The organism is Streptomyces sp. NPDC007164 (assembly GCF_040634135.1).
Taxonomy (GTDB): Bacteria; Actinomycetota; Actinomycetes; order Streptomycetales; family Streptomycetaceae; genus Streptomyces; species Streptomyces sanglieri.
Genome location: NZ_JBEYFB010000006.1, coordinates 110820 through 127776, shown reverse-complemented (window position 1 = coordinate 127776; position 16957 = coordinate 110820). Strand labels below are relative to the sequence as shown.

The window sequence follows — 16957 nt, the reverse complement described above, 5'->3', positions numbered from 1 at the left end:
ATCCTGCCTACGCGCTGGCGACGTACGCCGGTTTCGTGGCGTCCTTCTCCAGCAGGATCATCAGGACGCCGTCCCGGCCGGTCTCGTTGCCCACGGGCGCGTAACCCGCCCGCCGGTAGAGCCGCAGATTGCTCTCGCTGCGATGGCCGGTGTGCAGTCGGAACAAGGTGGCCGACCGCTCGTCGGTGAGCCCCGCCTCCGCCGCCCGCAGCAGCCGGGCACCGAGCCCGTGCCCCTGGAGCCGGGGGTGGACGCAGAGCCTGCCGATCTCCCCCGCCCCGTCCTCGCCGACGGCCCCCCGGACCGAGCCGACGACCTCGTCACCCAGCCGCGCCACGAACACCAGGTTCGTGGCGATCTCGGCGTGCAACGAGTCGAGGGTCTGGACGAGCGGGTCGATCCGGTAGTTCCCGTACAGCTCCGCCTCGCTCTGGAAGCAGAGGTACTGGAGTTTCAAGATCTGTTCGGCGTCCTGTGCCGTCGCCGCCGAGATGATCACGTTCATGCCCATCCGCGCATGCCTCCGCCCACCTGATCCACCGGTTGTCTAACGCTCCTTTCCCCGCAGTTCAGGAGCAGCAACCTCCGCCGCGAGCATTCTGCGCAGACATCCAAGGCAACGGGAACGGACCGGGCCCAAACTCCCCTGTGACATACCCAACTTCCCTGCGATTTCCCGGTAGGTGGGATCGCCGGGCGCGAGCATCGCCGCCATCACCCGGGCACACCTGCCGGGCAGCCGGTCCACCGCCGCGCGCAGCGCCCGCCGTTCGTCGGCGCCGAGGGCGAGCCGCTCGGGGCAGCCGGCCGGATCCGCGGCGGCCTCGTCGCGGTAGGGGCGTTCGTGCCGGGTGGTGCGGCGGGCCCTGCGGGCCTCCGCCCGGACCGCGTCCCGCACCCAGCGGGCCGGGTCCACCGGTGGCCCCTGGCCCGCGAGCCGCTCCAGCAGCCGCAGCCAGACCGCCTGTTCGAGGTCGGCCGGTTCGACCGCCGCCCCCGTCACCGAGGCGGCCGCCTCGGCCCTGGCCTCGGCGCTCACCAGCGGATACAGGGCATGCACGAAGGTCACGGGGGCGGGAGCAGAAGCTGCGGGAGCAAGATCGAGAAGGGTCATGCCCCGGCCGACGCGCCCGTGACGGCGGCCGGTTGCCGTACCGGGCGAGCACCACCCGACCGGGGCACGCCCCGGCCGGGTGCTGACGCGGTCGTCACCTCGCGTTGTGGTCCGCCGCGGCGAGCAGGGCGGTGTCCGGGTTGTCGGAGAAGATTCCGTCGATGCCCGTCGCGAAGTACGTCTGGAACGCGCCGAACGCGTCACCGTAGGCGTTGGGGTCCGTGCCGCGCCGGAAGTCGGCGGGCAGGAAGCTGTTCTCGTTGCGCATGGTGTAGGGGTGCAGGACCAGGCCCTGCGCGTGCGCGTCCTTCACCAGGGTGGTCGGCGCGGTGAGCCGCCCCGAGGAGTCCTTGGGGATGACCAGGTCCAGGGTGGGGCCGATGCCCTGGGCGAAGGAGGCCATCCACTTCAGGCCCTCGGGCTTCACCAGGTCCGCGACGGTGCGCGGGTCGCCGGAGGTCACGAAGTCCCAGGGGCGCTCGCCCGCGCCGGAGAGCAGGACGACGCGCGGGGTCGCGACGAGCCGGGACAACCGCTGGATGCTGCCGGGCTCGAAGGACTGGAGGATGAGCGGCGACTGCCGACGGTGCCGGTCGTAGCGGCGCAGCAGCTTGGCGAGCGGCTCCTCCAGACCGAGGCCGAGGCCGCGGAAGTAGGTGGGGTGCTTGATCTCGACGTACAGCCAGACGGGCTTGCGGCGCCTGCGGCCCTCACGGTCGGCCCAGCGCAGCACCTCCTCGAAGGTGGGGATCTCCCAGCGGCCGTCGTAGAGCGTGTTCTTCTGGCGGGTGCCGGGGATGCGCTCCTTGGCCCGCAGCGTCTTGAGTTCGGCGAGGGTGAAGTCCTCGGTGAACCAGCCGGTGAGGGAGACGCCGTCGACCTTCTTGGTGGTCCTGCGGTTCGCGAACTCGGGGTGGTCGGCGACATCGGTGGTGGCGGTGATGTCGTTCTCGTGACGGCATACGAGGTGGCCGTCCCGGGTCGGCACCAGGTCCTGCTCGACTATGTGCGCGCCCATGTCGAGGGCCAGCTGGTAGGAGCCGAGGGTGTGCTCGGGCCGGTAGCCGCTGGCGCCGCGGTGTCCGATGACGGTGGGCACCGGCAGGTCGAGGCGGAATCCGCGGCCGCCGTGCCTCGCGGATTCCTTCCCGGCGGTGTTGCCCGCGGCGTCGGCCGGGCCGCCCGCCAGTCCGAGGGCGGCGGTGCCCAGTACGGCGGCTCCGGCTCCCAGCATGGTCCTGCGGCCGGGTCCGGCCTGCGCGCGCTCAGTCATGAATGCTCCTCGCGTGTGATGTCTGGCACCTGTCGGGCGAGGCCCGAGCGTAGGCAGCAGTACCGTCATGGAGGCAGCTCCTGGACGAACATGGCGCAAACTCACGTCAACGCCACGTATCCGCTCCGTGAACCCGATGTGCGATCCGCGCGCACCCGCGAGTATCGTCCTCACCTGCATGGACCGTCACGATCCCGCACCTCGGCCGGCCCGGCCACTACACCGGAGGAACCGTTGTCCCGACACGCACTCATCAAGGCAGTGCTCGGACCGATCTTGCGCCTCATGTTCCGCCCCCAGGTCGAGGGCGTGGAGAACATCCCCGGGGACGGTCCGGTGATCCTCGCGGGCAACCATCTGACGTTCATCGACTCGATGATCATGCCCATCTGCTGCGACCGGCCGGTGTACTACATCGGCAAGGACGAGTACGTGACGGGCAAGGGACTCAAGGGCCGGGCGATGGCGTGGTTCTTCACCGGCTGCGGCATGATCCCGGTGGACCGGGACGGCGGGCGCGGCGGCGTCGCGGCACTGATGACGGGCCGTCGGGTGCTGGAGGAGGGCAAGGCGTTCGCCATCTACCCCGAGGGCACCCGCTCCCCCGACGGCCGTCTGTACCGGGGCCGCACGGGCATCGCCCGGCTGACGCTGATGACGGGCGCGCCGGTGGTGCCGTTCGCGATGATCGGTACGGACAAGCTGCAGCCCGGCGGGGCCGGCCTGCCGCGTCCCGGCAAGGTGACGGTCCGCTTCGGTGAGCCGATGGAGTTCTCCCGGTACGAGGGCATGGACCGCGACCGCTATGTGCTGCGGGCGGTGACCGACTCGGTGATGGCCGAGGTGATGCGGCTGTCCGGTCAGGAGTACGTCGACATGTACGCCACGAAGGCCAAGGCCGCCTGAGCGGACGCGGACGCGCGGAGCGGCGCGCCAGGACGACGTGGAAGGGCCCGTACCCCCCGATCGGTGGGTACGGGCCCTTCCGCGTGCCGTCGCTGCCCGGGCCGGCTACTGGTGCACGATGCCGTCCTCCAGTTTCTGGCCGCGCAGCAGGAACCAGGCGGCGACGGCCGTCGCCAGCAGGACCGCCGCGCCGACGCCCGCGGCGAACCCCAGCCCTTCGACGAACGACTCCTGCGCCGCGGAGACCAGTGCCTGCCCCTGCTGGGCCGGCAGACCGTGGGCCGCCTCGACGGCGCCGCCCAGCGATTCGTGGGCCGCGGCCGCGGGGCCCGGCGGGACTCCGTGGGGGGTGTCGAAATTCTGGTAGACGCCGGTGACGATGGAGCCGAGCAGGGCGATGCCGAGGGCCGCGCCGAGTTCGTACGCCGTCTCGGAGACCGCGCCGGCGGAGCCCGCCTGCTCCTTCGGGACGCTGGAGAGGATCACGTCGGAGGTGACGGTGAAGGCGAGGCCCGCGCCCACGCCGACGACCAGCAGCACCGCGCCGAGCAGCGGGTAGGCGGTTTCCCTGTGGATCAGGGTGACCGCGGCGAGCGCCAGGCCGATCGCCGCGAGACCGCCGGTCACCACCGAGCGCACCGAGAAGCGGCGGGCCGCCCGGCCCGCGATCAGACCGGCGACGACCGCGCCGACCGCCGCGGGCAGTTCGGCGAGACCGGCCTCCAGCGGCCCACGTCCCTGGACCAGTTGGAGGAACTGGGAGAGGAAGAAGACCAGTCCGGACAGGCCGAGGATGGTCAGCAGGTCGGCGAGTACGGCGCCGGAGAAGCCCCGGTGGTGGAAGAGCCGCATGTCCAGCAGGGGTGCCGGCAGTGTGAGTTGCCTGCGTACGAACCAGCAGAGCGCGAGCACACCGCCGATGCCCGCGGCGATGTTCCCCCAGCCCGGACCGTGTGCCGCGAGTTCCTTGATGGCGTACACGACGCCGATCATGCCGATGAAGGAGAGCCCGACACTGGCCAGGTCCCAGGGGCCGTGGGCCGGGTTCCTGGACTCGGGGATCATCTTCGCGCCGACGACCACGAGGACCGCCATGACCGGCAGGTTGATCAGGAAGACCGAGCCCCACCAGAAGTGCTCCAGCAGCAGTCCGCCGACCACGGGGCCGACGGCCGCCCCGGCGGAGGCCATCGCTCCCCAGATCCCGATGGCGAGGCTGCGCTCGCGCGGGTCGTGGAAGAGGTTCCGGATCAGGGCGAGGGTGGACGGCATCAGGGTGGCGCCCGCGACACCGAGCAGCGCCCGCGCCAGGATCATCATCTCGGGGGTGTGCGCGTAGGCGTTGAGCACGGAGACCGCGCCGAACGCCGTCGCGCCGCACAGCAGCAGCTTCTTGCGGCCGATGCGGTCGCCGAGGCTGCCCATCGAGACCAGGAGTCCGGCGATGACGAAGGAGTAGACGTCACCGATCCACAGGAGCTGGGTGCCGGTCGGTTCGAGGTCCTCGGTGAGGAACGGGGTGGCGAGGCCCAGGACGGTGGCGTCGATCGCCACGAGCAGCACCGCGAGGACGAGCACGGACAGGGCGATCCACCGCCCGGGACGGTGCAGTTCGTCCGGCGATTCCACGCGCTGTTCGATACGGCTCATTGCTCCACGCTCCGGCGTGCGCCGCCGAGCAGCAACTCGACGATCATGTACTGGAAGTCCTGGCTCGCGACCCGGCCGTCCTGGACGGCCCAGGCGCCGCTGGAGACGAGCCCGTAGAAGGCCTCGGTCAGCCAGGCCGGGGTCAGGTCGATGCGGAATTCACCACGCTCCTGGCCCCGTCTGAACAGGGCGGAGACCCGGGCGTCGAGGCGGCTCCAGCCCTCGTTCACCTCTTCGCCCTCGAAGAGCTGGTTCTCGGTGACGAGGAAGGAGAGCAGTCCGGCGCTCGGCTCGACGGCCGCGACCAGTCGGCGCAGTGCCTCCGGCGCGCCGCCCTCGTCGAGGGCGGCGGCGTCCAGAGCCGCTTCGAACTCCTGGATGCCCAGGTTCTCCAGCGCTCTGACCAGGGCGTCCCGTCCGGCGAAGTGCCGGTGCAGGGTGGCGCGTCCGATGCCTGCGGCTTTGGCGACCTCGTCCATGGTGGCGGTCGATTTGCGGGTCAGCAGAGCGGCGGCGCTGCGAAGCACCTGCTCACGATCGAGACTCATGAGACAATTGTAGACCACATGAGACATAATCGTCTCAGCCGCTCGTTGGTCCCGTCAGTCGTCGAGGACCGTCAGATCGAGGCCGGGAAGGTGGGACGGGTCGCGGATCACGGACATCTCGACGATCCTGTCCCGGGCCACCGTGAAGATCATGACCGAGAAGCGGTGGCCCTCGCCCGTCGCGATGACGGCCGGTTCCCCGCCGACCAGGGCCCGCCGGGACGAGCGTGCGAACGGCGCGAACATCATCGCCTGACGGGCCACGGCCGCCGCACCCCGTACCAGGCCCGGGGCACCGGCTCCGCCGGCGCTGATGTCGGACCGCACCACCACGTCCGGATCGAGCACGGACAGCAGGGCCTCGAATTCACCGTCCCGGGCGGCGGCCAGGAAGGCGTTGACGACCTCGCGCTTGCGGGCGAGATCCGGGTCCGGAACCGGGTCCGCGCCCTGCACCCGGCGCCGCGCCCGGCTGGCGAGCTGCCGGGCCGCCGCCGGGGTGCGGTCCACGACGCCGGCGATCTCGTCGAACGGCACGGCGAACATGTCGTGCAGCACGAAGGCGAGCCGCTCGGCGGGGTCCAGCGTTTCGAGCACGACGAGCATCGCCAGACCGACCGAGTCGGCCATCAGCGCCTGCTGCTCGGGGTCGGCCTCCGGCCGGCCGCCGAGCTCCGGGCCCGGGGCGGGCTCCTCGGGTGCGCCGGTGCCGAGCGGCTCCTCGCGGCGGGATCGGCGCGAGCGGAGCATGTCCAGGCACACCCGTCCGACGACCGTCGTCAGCCAGCCGCCCAGGTTCTCGATCGCCCGGTCGTCGGAACGGCCGAGCCGGATCCAGGCCTCCTGAACGGCGTCCTCCGCCTCGCTCGTCGAGCCGAGCATCCGGTAGGCCACGGCCTTCAGCCGGCTCCGGTTCTCCTCGAAGCGCTCCGCCAGGAACTCATGTCCGTCCACAGCCACATACCTCCGTCGTGTTCCGTCACAGCACTGACGTACGGAACCCCGTCGATGTGACGGACGGCCCGCGCGGCTTCCCGGTCAGCTCCAGCGCAGTCCGGCGCGGTGCCGCCAGTAGGCCTCGGGCTCCTCCACCAGCGCGCCGAGCCGGGCGCGCCGCTCCTCGTCGAGATCGACGACGGCCGCGTGCAGGTTTCCGGCGAGCTGGCCCACGGTCGCCGCGCCGGAGAGCACCACCCCGGCCCAGGGCTGGTGCAGCACCAGGGCGAGGGCGACCGCGTCGCTGCCGAGCCCGGCGTCGGCGGCGATCTCCTGGACCACGGCGGGGGCCTCCGTCCCGGCGAGCCGCCCGTTGGCCATGGCTTCCTTGACGATCACGGTGAGTCCGGCGGCATGTGCCTCGGCGAGCGCCGTCCCGGCCGAGGTCTCCAGGGCGTTGTAGGTGGCCTGGACGGTACGGAAGAGCGGCTCGCCGTCCACGGTGACGGTGAGGGCGGCCCGGATCGCGTCGGCCTGGGCGGGCCCGCTGGTGGAGAGGCCGACGCTGACCCCTTCGGCGGCGAGCGCGGCCAGCCGTTCGTGCAGCTCCTTGTCCGTGAGGGCCGGACTGTCGGCGGTGACCGAGTGGATCTGGTAGAGGTCGAGGCGGTCGCCGAGCAGCGCGTCGGTCTCGGCCCGCTGGCGCAGGAACGTGGCGAGGCCGTGGTCCTTGACCTCGTGCGCCTCGGCCTCGACGCTCCAGGCGGCCGTGTAGGTGTAGCCCCATTTGCTGCCGATGACGACGTCGTCCGCCTCCGGGTGGGCCGCCAGCCAGTCGGCCAGGAACTCCTCGGAGCGGCCGTAGGAGCGGGCCGCGTCGAAGTAGCGGACGCCCTGTGCGTAGGCGGCGTCCAGCAGTTCGTGGGTGCGGGCGCGCATCGCCCGGACGCTGCGGTCGTCGGGCAGATCGCGGTCGCGGTGGAGATTGATGTAGCCGGGCCTGCCGACCGCCGCCAGGCCGAGCCCGATGTGGGCGGTCGGAGTCGTCGCTGTGGCCAGCCGGGCGAAAGGCATCGTGGAACTCCTCCTCGGTCGGGTGCGCTCCACGTCGACTCCTCGGCCGGGTGCGCTCCCCGTCAACGTAACCCAGCCCACCGAAACCCGAAGGCGGGGAGCGTACGTGCGCTCCCCGCCTTCCGGGCGGTTCCGGTCCCCGGGTCAGCTCTTCGCGGTGGCCCACGCCTGCTGGGTGGCGAGGTCGGACTTCACCTCGGCTAGCTGGACGGCCACGGCCGACGGGGCCGTGCCGCCGCGGCCGCTGCGGGAGGCGAGGGCGCCGGCCACGTTGAGGACCGTGCGGACCTCGGGGGTGAGGTGCTCGGAGATCTTGGCGAACTGCTCGTCGGTCAGCTCGTCGAGCTCGATGCCGTGCTGCTCGCACTCCTTGACGCACTCACCGGCGACCTCGTGGGCGACCCGGAACGGCACGCCCTGCTTGACCAGCCACTCGGCGATGTCGGTGGCGAGCGAGAAGCCGGCCGGGGCCAGCTCCTCCATGCGCTCGCGGTGGACGGTGAGGGTGGCCATCATGCCGGTGAAGGCGGGCAGCAGGACTTCCAGCTGATCGCAGGAGTCGAAGACCGGCTCCTTGTCCTCCTGGAGGTCGCGGTTGTACGCGAGCGGGAGGGCCTTCAGCGTGGCCAGCAGGCCGGTCAGGTTGCCGATCAGCCGGCCGGACTTGCCGCGGGCCAGCTCGGCGATGTCCGGGTTCTTCTTCTGCGGCATGATCGAGGAGCCGGTGGAGAAGGCGTCGTGCAGGGTGACGAAGGAGAACTCCTTCGTGTTCCAGATGATGACCTCCTCCGCGATCCGGGAGAGGTTCACGCCGATCATCGCGGTGATGAAGGCGAACTCGGCGACGAAGTCGCGGGAGGCCGTTCCGTCGATGGAGTTGGCGACGGAGCCGTGCTCGAAGCCGAGGTCGGCGGCGACCGACTCCGGGTCGAGACCGAGGGACGAACCGGCGAGGGCGCCGGAGCCGTACGGCGAGACGGCGGTCCGCTCGTCCCACTGGCGCAGCCGCTCGGCGTCCCGGGACAGGGACTGCACATGGGCCAGGACGTGGTGGGCGAAGAGCACCGGCTGGGCGTGCTGGAGGTGCGTACGGCCGGGCATCGCGACGTCCGGGTGGGCCTCGGCGAGGCCGACCAGCGCACCCTGGAGGTCGGCGATCAGGCCGCCGATGATCCGGGCGTGGTCGCGCAGGTACATCCGGAAGAGCGTGGCGATCTGGTCGTTGCGGGACCGGCCGGCCCGCAGCTTGCCGCCGAGGTCGGGGCCGAGGCGCTCCAGCAGCCCGCGCTCCAGCGCGGTGTGGACGTCCTCGTCGGCGATGGTGCCGGTGAAGGAGCCGTCGGCGACATCGGCTTCGAGCCGGTCGAGACCGGCGGTCATGCGGCTCAGCTCGTCCTCGGTGAGCAGACCCGCCTTGTTCAGGACACGCGCGTGGGCGCGGGAACCGGCGATGTCGTACGGCGCGAGCCGCCAGTCGAAGTGGACGGAGGCGGACAGCTTGGCCAGCGCCTCGGCCGGACCGTCGGCGAAGCGGGCGCCCCAGAGGCGTACGTCGCTGTTGCCGTTGCCGTTGCTCACTGCGTGCTCCTCGGAAGAACAGGGTGATGGGGGTGCGGCCGCCTCCCCGCGCGCAGGGCCGGAGAGGCGGTGACGTAACTACTGGGGGTCGGGCGAGGTCACGCTTCGCCGTCGCGCCGCCCGAGTGATGGGTATAACTATGCAGACCTCCGTATGTTTTGTCAAAGATATGCGCCGCTCCCCCACCGCCCCGCCGGGCAACCGGGCGTCCCGCCAGGTGAAATCACCTCGTCGGTACCGGAGTCGGCGACGACAATGGCAGCCATGGGGAAAACATATGAACGCATCGACGGGCGGATCCGGACCTTCATCGAAGAGCAGCACATCTTCTTCACGGCGACGGCGCCCCTGGACGGCGAGGGCACGGTCAACCTCTCCCCCAAGGGCGTCAGCGGTTCGTTCGCCGTCATCGACGAGCTGACCGTGGCCTATCTGGACTTCGCGGGCAGCAATGCCGAGACCGTCGCCCATCTCCGCGAGAACGGCCGGATCACCCTGATGTGGTGCGCCTTCCAGGGGCCGCCGAACATCGTGCGGGTGCACGGCCGCGGCGAGCCGGTCTTCCGGGACGATCCCCGGTTCGTCGAACTGCTCGGACACTTCCCCCGGGTGGATCCCGCCGCCCACGGACTGCGCGCCGTCATCGTGGTGCGGGCCGACCTCATCCGGGACACCTGCGGATTCGCGGTGCCGTTCATGTCGTACGACGAGGACCGCCCGCTGCACGCCCGGCGCTTCGCCCGCGAGGACGATGCCTCGCTCGGCGCCTACTTCGAGAAGAAGGAGCACATCGCGACGAGCATCGACGGGCTCCCGGGGCTGCCGCTCCCGCTGCCGGCCATGCCGCGGGCGGAAGGCGATTGAGCCGTACGGAGCAGACCGGCGGGTGGCGCCCGGCCCGAGCGCCTACCGTCCGGGCATGCGCAGATCCCTGGTGACCCTCTCGGTACTGCTCGCGCTGGCGGGCTCCGTCGCGGCCCGGCCCGCCGCCGCCCCGCCGCTCCCGGACCGGATGGCCGACACCGGCGGCGGCACCCAGCTGATCACGGCCGAGGCCCCGGCCGAGGGCTCCACCACCGGCACCGTCACCTGGTGGACCCTGCGCCGGGGCACCTGGGTGAGGGCCGGGTCCGCCCCCGCCCGTTTCGGCGCGAAGGGCCTGGCCGAGGGAGCGTCGCGCAGGCAGGGCACGAACACCACCCCCACCGGCCTGTACGACCTGCCGTACGCCTTCGGCATCGGGCCCGCACCGGCCGGCACCGTCCACCCCTACCGCCGGGTCAACACCCGCTCGTGGTGGTGCCAGGACAACGCGGCGCGAGCCTACAACCGCTGGGTGGAGCCACGGCCCGAGGACTGCCGGGCGGGCGAGGCGGAGCACCTGACCGACTATCCGACGCAGTACGCCCGCGCCCTCGTCATCGGCTTCAACTACGAACGGCCGGTGCGCGGGCGCGGTGCCGGGATCTTCCTCCATGTCGACGGGCGGGGCTCGACCGCCGGCTGCGTCTCCGTACCGGCGGCCGCGATGGACCGGATCCTCGACTGGATCGACCCGGTCCGCCGACCGCACATCGCGATCGGGACCGGGTCGGGCCGGACCGCGATCACCCGCTACTGACGCGGCCCGGCCCCGGTCCGCTCAGCGCTCGTTCTGCGCCAGCCGCAGCAGATGGTCGGCGAGCGCCTGGCCGCCCGCCGGGTCGCGGCTGATCAGCATCAGGGTGTCGTCGCCCGCGATGGTGCCGAGGATGTCGTGCAGTTCGGCCTGGTCGATGGCCGAGGCGAGGAACTGGGCCGCGCCCGGCGGGGTGCGCAGCACCACGAGGTTGGCCGACGCCTCCGCCGAGATGAGCAGTTCGGCGGAGAGCCGCCGCATCCGCTCCTCCTTCGCGGACCCGCCCAGCGGCGCCTGCGGAGTACGGAATCCGCCCTCGCTCGGCACCGCGTAGATCAGCTCGCCGCCGGTGTTGCGGATCTTCACCGCGCCCAGCTCGTCCAGGTCGCGGGAGAGCGTCGCCTGGGTGACGCTCAGCCCGTCGTCGGCGAGGAGCTTGGCCAGCTGGCTCTGCGAGCGCACCGGCTGCCGGTTCAGGATGTCCACGATCCGGCGGTGGCGTGCGGTGCGGGTCTGCGGCACGGACGGCCCGCCGTGCTCGGTTTCCTGCGCCTCGGTCATCGTCGTCGCCTCATTCTCCGGATCGTCCGTCCCCTTGTGCCGCGTCGAGAGCGCCGGGCAGTGCCCGGAGCAACGCGTCCACTTCCGCGTCGCCGATGATCAGCGGCGGCATGAGCCGCAGGACATCGGGGGCGGGCGCGTTCACCAGGAGTCCGGCTCCCTGAGCCGCCTGTTGCACCTGGGGTGCGAGCGGTTCGGTGAGCACGATACCCAGCAGCAGTCCGGAGCCCCTGACGTGGGAGACCAGCGGGTGGCCAAGGCCCTCCACGCCGTCCCGGATCCTCTCGCCGAGCCGCTTCACCCGGTCCAGGGCGCCGTCGGCGGCCAGGGTGTCCAGGACGGCGAGACCGGCGGCGCAGGCGATCGGGTTGCCGCCGAACGTCGTGCCGTGCTGGCCCGGCTTCAGGAGCTCGGCGGCCGGGCCGAAGGCCACGGTCGCGCCGATCGGCAGTCCGCCGCCCAGTCCCTTGGCGAGGGTGACGACATCGGGCTCGATGCCCTGGTGGGCCTGGTGCTCGAACCACTGGCCGCAGCGGCCGATGCCGGTCTGCACCTCGTCGAGCACCAGCAGGGTGCCGGTGGCGCGGGTGATCTCCCGGGCCGCCTCCAGATACCCGGCGGGCGGTACGACCACACCGTTCTCGCCCTGGATCGGCTCGATGATCACCAGTGCGGTGTCGGTGGTCACGGCGGCCCGCAGGGCGTCCGCGTCGCCGTACGGGACATGCGTGACGTCACCGGGCAGCGGAAGGAACGGTTCGCGCTTCTTGGGCTGGCCGGTCAGCGCGAGCGCGCCCATGGTCCGGCCGTGGAAGCCGCCGTCGGTGGCGACCATGTGGGTGCGCCCGGTCAGCCGGCCGATCTTGAAGGCGGCTTCGTTGGCCTCGGCGCCCGAGTTGGCGAAGTAGACGCGGCCGGTGCGGCCGAAGAGCTGGAGCAGCCGTTCGGCGAGCGCGACGGGCGGCTCGGCGATGAAGAGGTTGGAGACATGGCCGAGCGAGGCGATCTGGGTGGAGACTGCCTCGACGACGGCGGGGTGGGCGTGGCCCAGCGCGTTCACCGCGATGCCGCCGACGAAGTCGAGGTACTCGGTGCCGTCGGCGTCCCACACCCGGGCGCCCTCGCCGCGGACCAGGGACAGCTGCGGGGTTCCGTAGTTGTCCATCAGCGCGTGGCCCCAGCGCTGTGCGAGTTCCTGGTTGCTCATGACTCCCCCTGCGCGTCGGGCTGTGCGTCGGGCACGACCATCGTGCCGATTCCTTCGTCGGTGAAGATCTCCAGCAGGATCGAGTGCTGGACCCGGCCGTCGATCACGCGGGCGGTCTCGACGCCGTTGCGCACGGCGTGCAGGCAGCCCTGCATCTTCGGCACCATGCCGCTGGACAGCTCGGGCAGCAGCTTCTCCAGCTCGGTGGCGGTGAGCCGGCTGATCACGTCGTCGCTGTTGGGCCAGTCCTCGTAGAGACCCTCGACATCGGTGAGGACCATCAGCGTCTCGGCGTTCAGCGCGGCGGCGAGTGCCGCGGCCGCGGTGTCGGCGTTGACGTTGTAGACGTGGTTGTCGTCGGCGGAACGGGCGATGGAGGAGATGACCGGGATCCGGCCGTCGTCCAGCAGCGCCTGGATCGCCCCGGTGTCGATGGCGGTGATCTCGCCGACCCGGCCGATGTCGACGATCTCACCGTCGATGGTCGGCCGGTGCTGGGTGGCGGTGATCGTGTGCGCGTCCTCGCCGGTCATGCCGACGGCGAGCGGACCGTGCTGGTTGAGCAGGCCGACGAGCTCGCGCTGGACCTGTCCGGCGAGCACCATCCGTACGACGTCCATCGCCTCGGGCGTGGTGACGCGCAGGCCCGCCTTGAACTCGCTGACCAGGCCCTGCTTGTCGAGCTGGGCGCTGATCTGCGGGCCGCCGCCGTGCACGACGACGGGCTTGAGGCCGGCCTGGCGCAGGAACACGACGTCCTGGGCGAAGGCGGCCTTCAGCTCCTCGTCGATCATGGCGTTGCCGCCGAACTTGATGACGACGGTCTTGCCGTTGTGCCGGGTCAGCCAGGGCAGTGCCTCGATGAGGATCTGCGCCTTCGGGAGTGCGGTGTGCTTCCGCGCCGCACTCATGAGCTGTACGCGCTGTTCTCGTGGACGTAGTCCGCGGTGAGGTCGTTGGCCCAGATGACGGCGGACTCGGTGCCGGCGGCGAGGTCGGCGGTGATCCTGACCTCGCGGTAGCGCATGTCGACCAGGTCGCGGTCCTCGCCGACGCCGCCGTTCTTGCAGACCCAGACGTCGTTGATGGCGACGTTCAGCTGGTCGGGCTCGAAGGCGGCCTTCGTCGTACCGATCGCGGAGAGCACCCGGCCCCAGTTGGGGTCCTCGCCGTGGATGGCGCACTTGAGGAGGTTGTTACGGGCGATGGAGCGGCCCACCTCGACGGCGTCGTCCTCGGTCGCGGCGTTGATGACCTCGATCCGGATGTCCTTGGAGGCGCCCTCGGCGTCACCGATCAGCTGCCGGGCGAGGTCGGCGCAGACGGTACGTACGGCCTCGGCGAACTCGCCCTGCTCCGGGGTGGTTCCGCTCGCCCCGGAGGCCAGCAGCAGCACGGTGTCGTTGGTCGACATGCAGCCGTCGGAGTCGACCCGGTCGAAGGTGGTGCGGGTGGCGGCGCGCAGCGCGGAGTCCAGTCCGGCGGCGTCCACGTCGGCGTCGGTGGTGAGGACGACCAGCATGGTGGCGAGGCCCGGGGCGAGCATGCCCGCGCCCTTGGCCATACCGCCGACGGTCCAGCCCTCGCCGCCCGCGACGGCGGTCTTGTGGACGGTGTCGGTGGTCTTGATCGCGATGGCGGCCTTCTCGCCGCCGTGCTCGCTGAGGGCGGCGGCGGCCGTCTCGATGCCGGGCAGCAGCTTGTCCATCGGGAGCAGCGTGCCGATCAGCCCGGTCGACGCGACCGCGATCTCACCGGCGTTGTGGCCGGTGAGCACCTCGGCGGCCTTCTCGGCGGTGGCGTGGGTGTCCTGGAAGCCCTTGGGGCCCGTACAGGCGTTGGCACCACCGGAGTTGAGGACGACGGCGGTGACCTCGCCGCCCTTGAGCACCTGCTCGGACCAGAGGACGGGGGCGGCCTTGACGCGGTTGGAGGTGAAGACGCCCGCGGCGGCGCGACGCGGACCGTGGTTGACCACGAGGGCCAGGTCGGGGTTACCGCTCTCCTTGATTCCCGCGGCGATGCCCGCCGCGGAGAACCCCTGTGCTGCCGTGACGCTCACGGTGCGACTCCGATCGTGGAAAGACCTGTGTCCTCGGGAAGTCCGAGGGCGATGTTCATGCTCTGCAGGGCGCCGCCGGCGGTGCCCTTGGCGAGGTTGTCGATGGCGCTGATCACGATGATCCGGCCGGCCGCCTCGTCGTGGGCGACCTGGATCTGTACGGCGTTGGAACCGTGGACGGCCGCGGTGGCGGGCCACTGCCCCTCGGGGAGCAGCTCGACGAAGGGCTCGTCCGCGAACGCCTTCTCGTACACCTCACGGACCGACTCGGCGCTCACACCGGGCTTCGCCTTCGCGCTGCAGGTGGCGAGGATGCCGCGGGGCATCGGCGCCAGGGTCGGTGTGAAGGAGACGGTGACCGGTTCACCGGCCGCCGCGCTGAGGTTCTGGATCATCTCCGGGGTGTGCCGGTGGCCCCCGCCGACGCCGTACGGCGACATGTTGCCCATCACCTCGGAGCCGAGCAGATGCGGCTTGGCCGCCTTGCCCGCCCCCGAAGTCCCGGACGCGGCGACGATCACGGCCTCGGGCTCGGCCAACTGGGCCGCGTACGCCGGGAAGAGCGCGAGCGAGACGGCGGTCGGGTAGCAGCCGGGCACGGCGATACGCTTGGAACCGGCAAGTGCCGCACGCGCACCCGGCAGTTCGGGCAGGCCGTAGGGCCAGGTACCCGCGTGCGGAGAACCGTAGAACTTCTCCCAGTCCGCGGCGTCCTTGAGCCGGAAGTCGGCCCCCATGTCGACGACCAGCACCTCGTCGCCGAGCTGCTCGGCGACGGCGGCCGACTGTCCGTGCGGGAGGGCGAGGAAGACGACGTCGTGCCCGGCGAGGACCTCGGCGGTGGTCGGCTGGAGCACCCGGCCGGCGAGCGGCCGCAGGTGCGGTTGGAGCGCACCGAGCTTCTGCCCCGCGTTGGAGTTGGCCGTGAGTGCCCCGATCTCAACCTGGGGGTGAACCAGCAGGAGACGGAGCAGCTCCCCACCGGCGTATCCGCTCGCCCCTGCCACTGCCGCACGTACCACCATCGAAATCCTCCTCGTCGATGGCATGACTATACGCATCACTGCACTTTTATGCAAAGCTTTACGGGCTGGCCGGCCGCAACGGTCGTGACCGCGACTCCTGGTCGGCGGATGAGACTTTCCGTCGGCGGACCTCGGTCTCGTGACGCTGCGTCGTGATGCGCCGAGCCACGATAGTCGGCACCCGGCCACACTGCTTGGCCCCGCCCTCGCTCATCCATGCCAAGATTCGGGGGTGGACATGACCGACGTCACGCGTGCGATCACGGCTGCGACTTCGGTCGCCGCATCGCTCGGCCTGCCGGCCGACGATGCAATCGTTCTCCACAACTCGAACAAGCTGGCACTGCGACTGACGCCATGCGACGTCTTCGCCCGGGTCGCCCCGGTGGGACAAGAGGTTGCAGAGTTCGAAGTAGATCTCGCGCAGCGGCTCATCGAGGCCGGATGCCCGGTGTGCCCCTTGGAGCCTCGGGCGGACCCGCGGGTGTACACGCGCGACGGCTTCGCGGTGACACTGTGGACCTACTACGAGCCCGTGACACCTCACATCTCACCAGTCGACTACGCCGAGGCGCTGGAGCAGCTGCACGTCGGCATGCGCAAGGTCGATGTGCCGAGCCCGAGGTTCACCGACCGGATCACGGAGGCGGAAGAAGTTGTCGCCGACCCGGACCGCTCGCCGGAGCTCGCCGACGCGGACCGCGTGTTCCTCAGCGGCAGGCTGGCAGGCCTGCGACGTGCGATCGACGACCGCGGCGCCGTGGAGCAGCTGCTCCACGGCGAGCCGCATCCAGGCAATGTGCTCAGCACGAAGAACGGCCCGTTGTTCATCGACCTGGAGACATGCTGCCGCGGACCCGTCGAGTTCGATCTCGCCCATGTTCCCGAGGCGGTCTGCGAGCACTACCCAAGCGTTGACCAAGGGCTGCTGGACGAGTGTCGGCAGCTCGTCATCGCGATGGTCGCCGCGTGGCGCTGGGAGCTCGGCGACCAGTTTCCGAATGGGAGGCGATTCGGAGAGGAATTCCTGCGCCTGCTGCGCGAGGGGCCTCCTTGGCCGACTCTCGACACAGTGAACAGGCCACGTTCGACGCCCATCGGGGCTTCGGGGCCGCCCACCACCGCCACACACAGTGAGCATCCGAGGTCGTGATCTGCCGGCCATCCCTCTCAGGATCCGCCGACCAAGAATTCTCCGGGCCCGTCCGACCTGCATGGCCCGGACCCAGATTCGCCGACCGGGATTCTCGGTCACCACGGTCGGGCGACGACGAAGCCGTGTTCGTCAGGTGGACCGGCAGCCCTGCGGGACGCATGCGCCGCCGCCGCGGGCGTTGAGCGGCATCTTTCGAAGCTTGTACGAAGCACGGCTTTCCGCAGGAGTACCGGCCCTTCTGTCCGGGGC

General features: G+C 71.1%; 17 protein-coding genes. 4 read left to right on the top strand and 13 right to left on the bottom strand.

What is annotated here, in order from left to right:
* Positions 1-7 precede the first annotated feature (7 nt).
* The 3 genes from ABZ622_RS12025 to ABZ622_RS12015 all read right to left on the bottom strand — a co-directional run bounded on the left by ABZ622_RS12025 (position 8) and on the right by ABZ622_RS12015 (position 2387).
* Positions 8-511: a GNAT family N-acetyltransferase gene (locus ABZ622_RS12025; protein ID WP_360542231.1), complete on the bottom strand. Its 504-nt coding sequence runs from the start codon at positions 509-511 to the stop codon at positions 8-10.
* Positions 512-547: 36 nt separating this feature from the next.
* Positions 548-1114 (bottom strand): sigma-70 family RNA polymerase sigma factor, encoded by a 567-nt coding sequence (locus tag ABZ622_RS12020; protein WP_360542230.1) that lies wholly within the window; start codon positions 1112-1114, stop codon positions 548-550.
* A 94-nt stretch (positions 1115-1208) separates the two neighbouring features.
* Entirely contained in the window at positions 1209-2387 is a 1179-nt protein-coding gene (locus ABZ622_RS12015) for a glycerophosphodiester phosphodiesterase (protein ID WP_360542229.1), read from the bottom strand.
* A gap of 234 nt (positions 2388-2621) precedes the next feature.
* On the opposite strand from ABZ622_RS12015, the gene ABZ622_RS12010 reads away from it, so the two are divergent.
* Positions 2622-3293 carry a lysophospholipid acyltransferase family protein gene (locus ABZ622_RS12010; protein WP_266917157.1) on the top strand — a complete coding sequence of 224 codons (672 nt, stop codon included), beginning with the start codon at positions 2622-2624 and terminating at the stop codon, positions 3291-3293.
* Positions 3294-3398: 105 nt separating this feature from the next.
* Here ABZ622_RS12010 and ABZ622_RS12005 read toward each other — a convergent pair whose 3' ends face one another.
* From ABZ622_RS12005 to argH, 5 genes are all read right to left on the bottom strand, one after another.
* Positions 3399-4943, bottom strand: coding sequence for an MFS transporter (locus ABZ622_RS12005; protein WP_360542228.1), 1545 nt, complete (start codon positions 4941-4943; stop codon positions 3399-3401).
* A complete protein-coding gene (locus ABZ622_RS12000) occupies positions 4940-5491 on the bottom strand; it encodes a TetR/AcrR family transcriptional regulator (RefSeq protein ID WP_259930964.1) in 552 nt (183 codons plus the stop codon). The genes ABZ622_RS12005 and ABZ622_RS12000 overlap by 4 nt, the downstream gene beginning before the upstream one ends.
* A gap of 54 nt (positions 5492-5545) precedes the next feature.
* Positions 5546-6445, bottom strand: a complete 900-nt coding sequence (locus ABZ622_RS11995) for a sigma-70 family RNA polymerase sigma factor (protein ID WP_360542227.1) — start codon at positions 6443-6445, stop codon at positions 5546-5548.
* A gap of 84 nt (positions 6446-6529) precedes the next feature.
* The gene (locus ABZ622_RS11990; RefSeq protein WP_360542226.1) at positions 6530-7501 is read right to left on the bottom strand and encodes an aldo/keto reductase; all 972 of its coding nucleotides are present in this window, start codon (positions 7499-7501) and stop codon (positions 6530-6532) included.
* A 144-nt stretch (positions 7502-7645) separates the two neighbouring features.
* The gene (gene argH / locus ABZ622_RS11985) at positions 7646-9079 is read right to left on the bottom strand and encodes an argininosuccinate lyase (RefSeq protein WP_360542225.1); all 1434 of its coding nucleotides are present in this window, start codon (positions 9077-9079) and stop codon (positions 7646-7648) included.
* A gap of 264 nt (positions 9080-9343) precedes the next feature.
* Here argH and ABZ622_RS11980 point away from each other — a divergent pair, with 264 nt between their 5' ends.
* Both ABZ622_RS11980 and ABZ622_RS11975 read left to right on the top strand, forming a co-directional pair.
* Positions 9344-9943: a pyridoxamine 5'-phosphate oxidase family protein gene (locus ABZ622_RS11980; protein WP_360542224.1), complete on the top strand. Its 600-nt coding sequence runs from the start codon at positions 9344-9346 to the stop codon at positions 9941-9943.
* 55 nt (positions 9944-9998) lie between these two features.
* Complete coding sequence (locus tag ABZ622_RS11975) at positions 9999-10700, top strand: L,D-transpeptidase family protein (RefSeq protein WP_360542223.1); 702 nt, start codon at positions 9999-10001, stop codon at positions 10698-10700.
* A gap of 21 nt (positions 10701-10721) precedes the next feature.
* Here the strand turns inward: ABZ622_RS11975 and ABZ622_RS11970 are convergent, their stop codons facing one another.
* From ABZ622_RS11970 to argC, 5 genes are read right to left on the bottom strand one after another with little or no spacing between them, the layout of a single operon-like run.
* The gene (locus ABZ622_RS11970; protein WP_093541137.1) at positions 10722-11258 is read right to left on the bottom strand and encodes an arginine repressor; all 537 of its coding nucleotides are present in this window, start codon (positions 11256-11258) and stop codon (positions 10722-10724) included.
* A gap of 10 nt (positions 11259-11268) precedes the next feature.
* On the bottom strand, positions 11269-12465 hold the full coding sequence (locus tag ABZ622_RS11965) for an acetylornithine transaminase (protein WP_360542222.1): 1197 nt from the start codon (positions 12463-12465) through the stop codon (positions 11269-11271).
* On the bottom strand, positions 12462-13376 hold the full coding sequence (gene argB, locus ABZ622_RS11960) for an acetylglutamate kinase (protein ID WP_360542221.1): 915 nt from the start codon (positions 13374-13376) through the stop codon (positions 12462-12464). Before argB ends, ABZ622_RS11965 begins: the two co-directional genes overlap by 4 nt.
* Positions 13373-14527, bottom strand: a complete 1155-nt coding sequence (gene argJ, locus ABZ622_RS11955) for a bifunctional glutamate N-acetyltransferase/amino-acid acetyltransferase ArgJ (protein ID WP_360542220.1) — start codon at positions 14525-14527, stop codon at positions 13373-13375. The genes argB and argJ overlap by 4 nt, the downstream gene beginning before the upstream one ends.
* Entirely contained in the window at positions 14524-15552 is a 1029-nt protein-coding gene (gene argC / locus ABZ622_RS11950) for an N-acetyl-gamma-glutamyl-phosphate reductase (RefSeq protein ID WP_360542219.1), read from the bottom strand. The genes argJ and argC overlap by 4 nt, the downstream gene beginning before the upstream one ends.
* Before the next feature lie 238 nt (positions 15553-15790).
* On the opposite strand from argC, the gene ABZ622_RS11945 reads away from it, so the two are divergent.
* The gene (locus tag ABZ622_RS11945) at positions 15791-16705 is read left to right on the top strand and encodes an aminoglycoside phosphotransferase family protein (RefSeq protein WP_360542322.1); all 915 of its coding nucleotides are present in this window, start codon (positions 15791-15793) and stop codon (positions 16703-16705) included.
* Positions 16706-16957 lie beyond the last annotated feature (252 nt).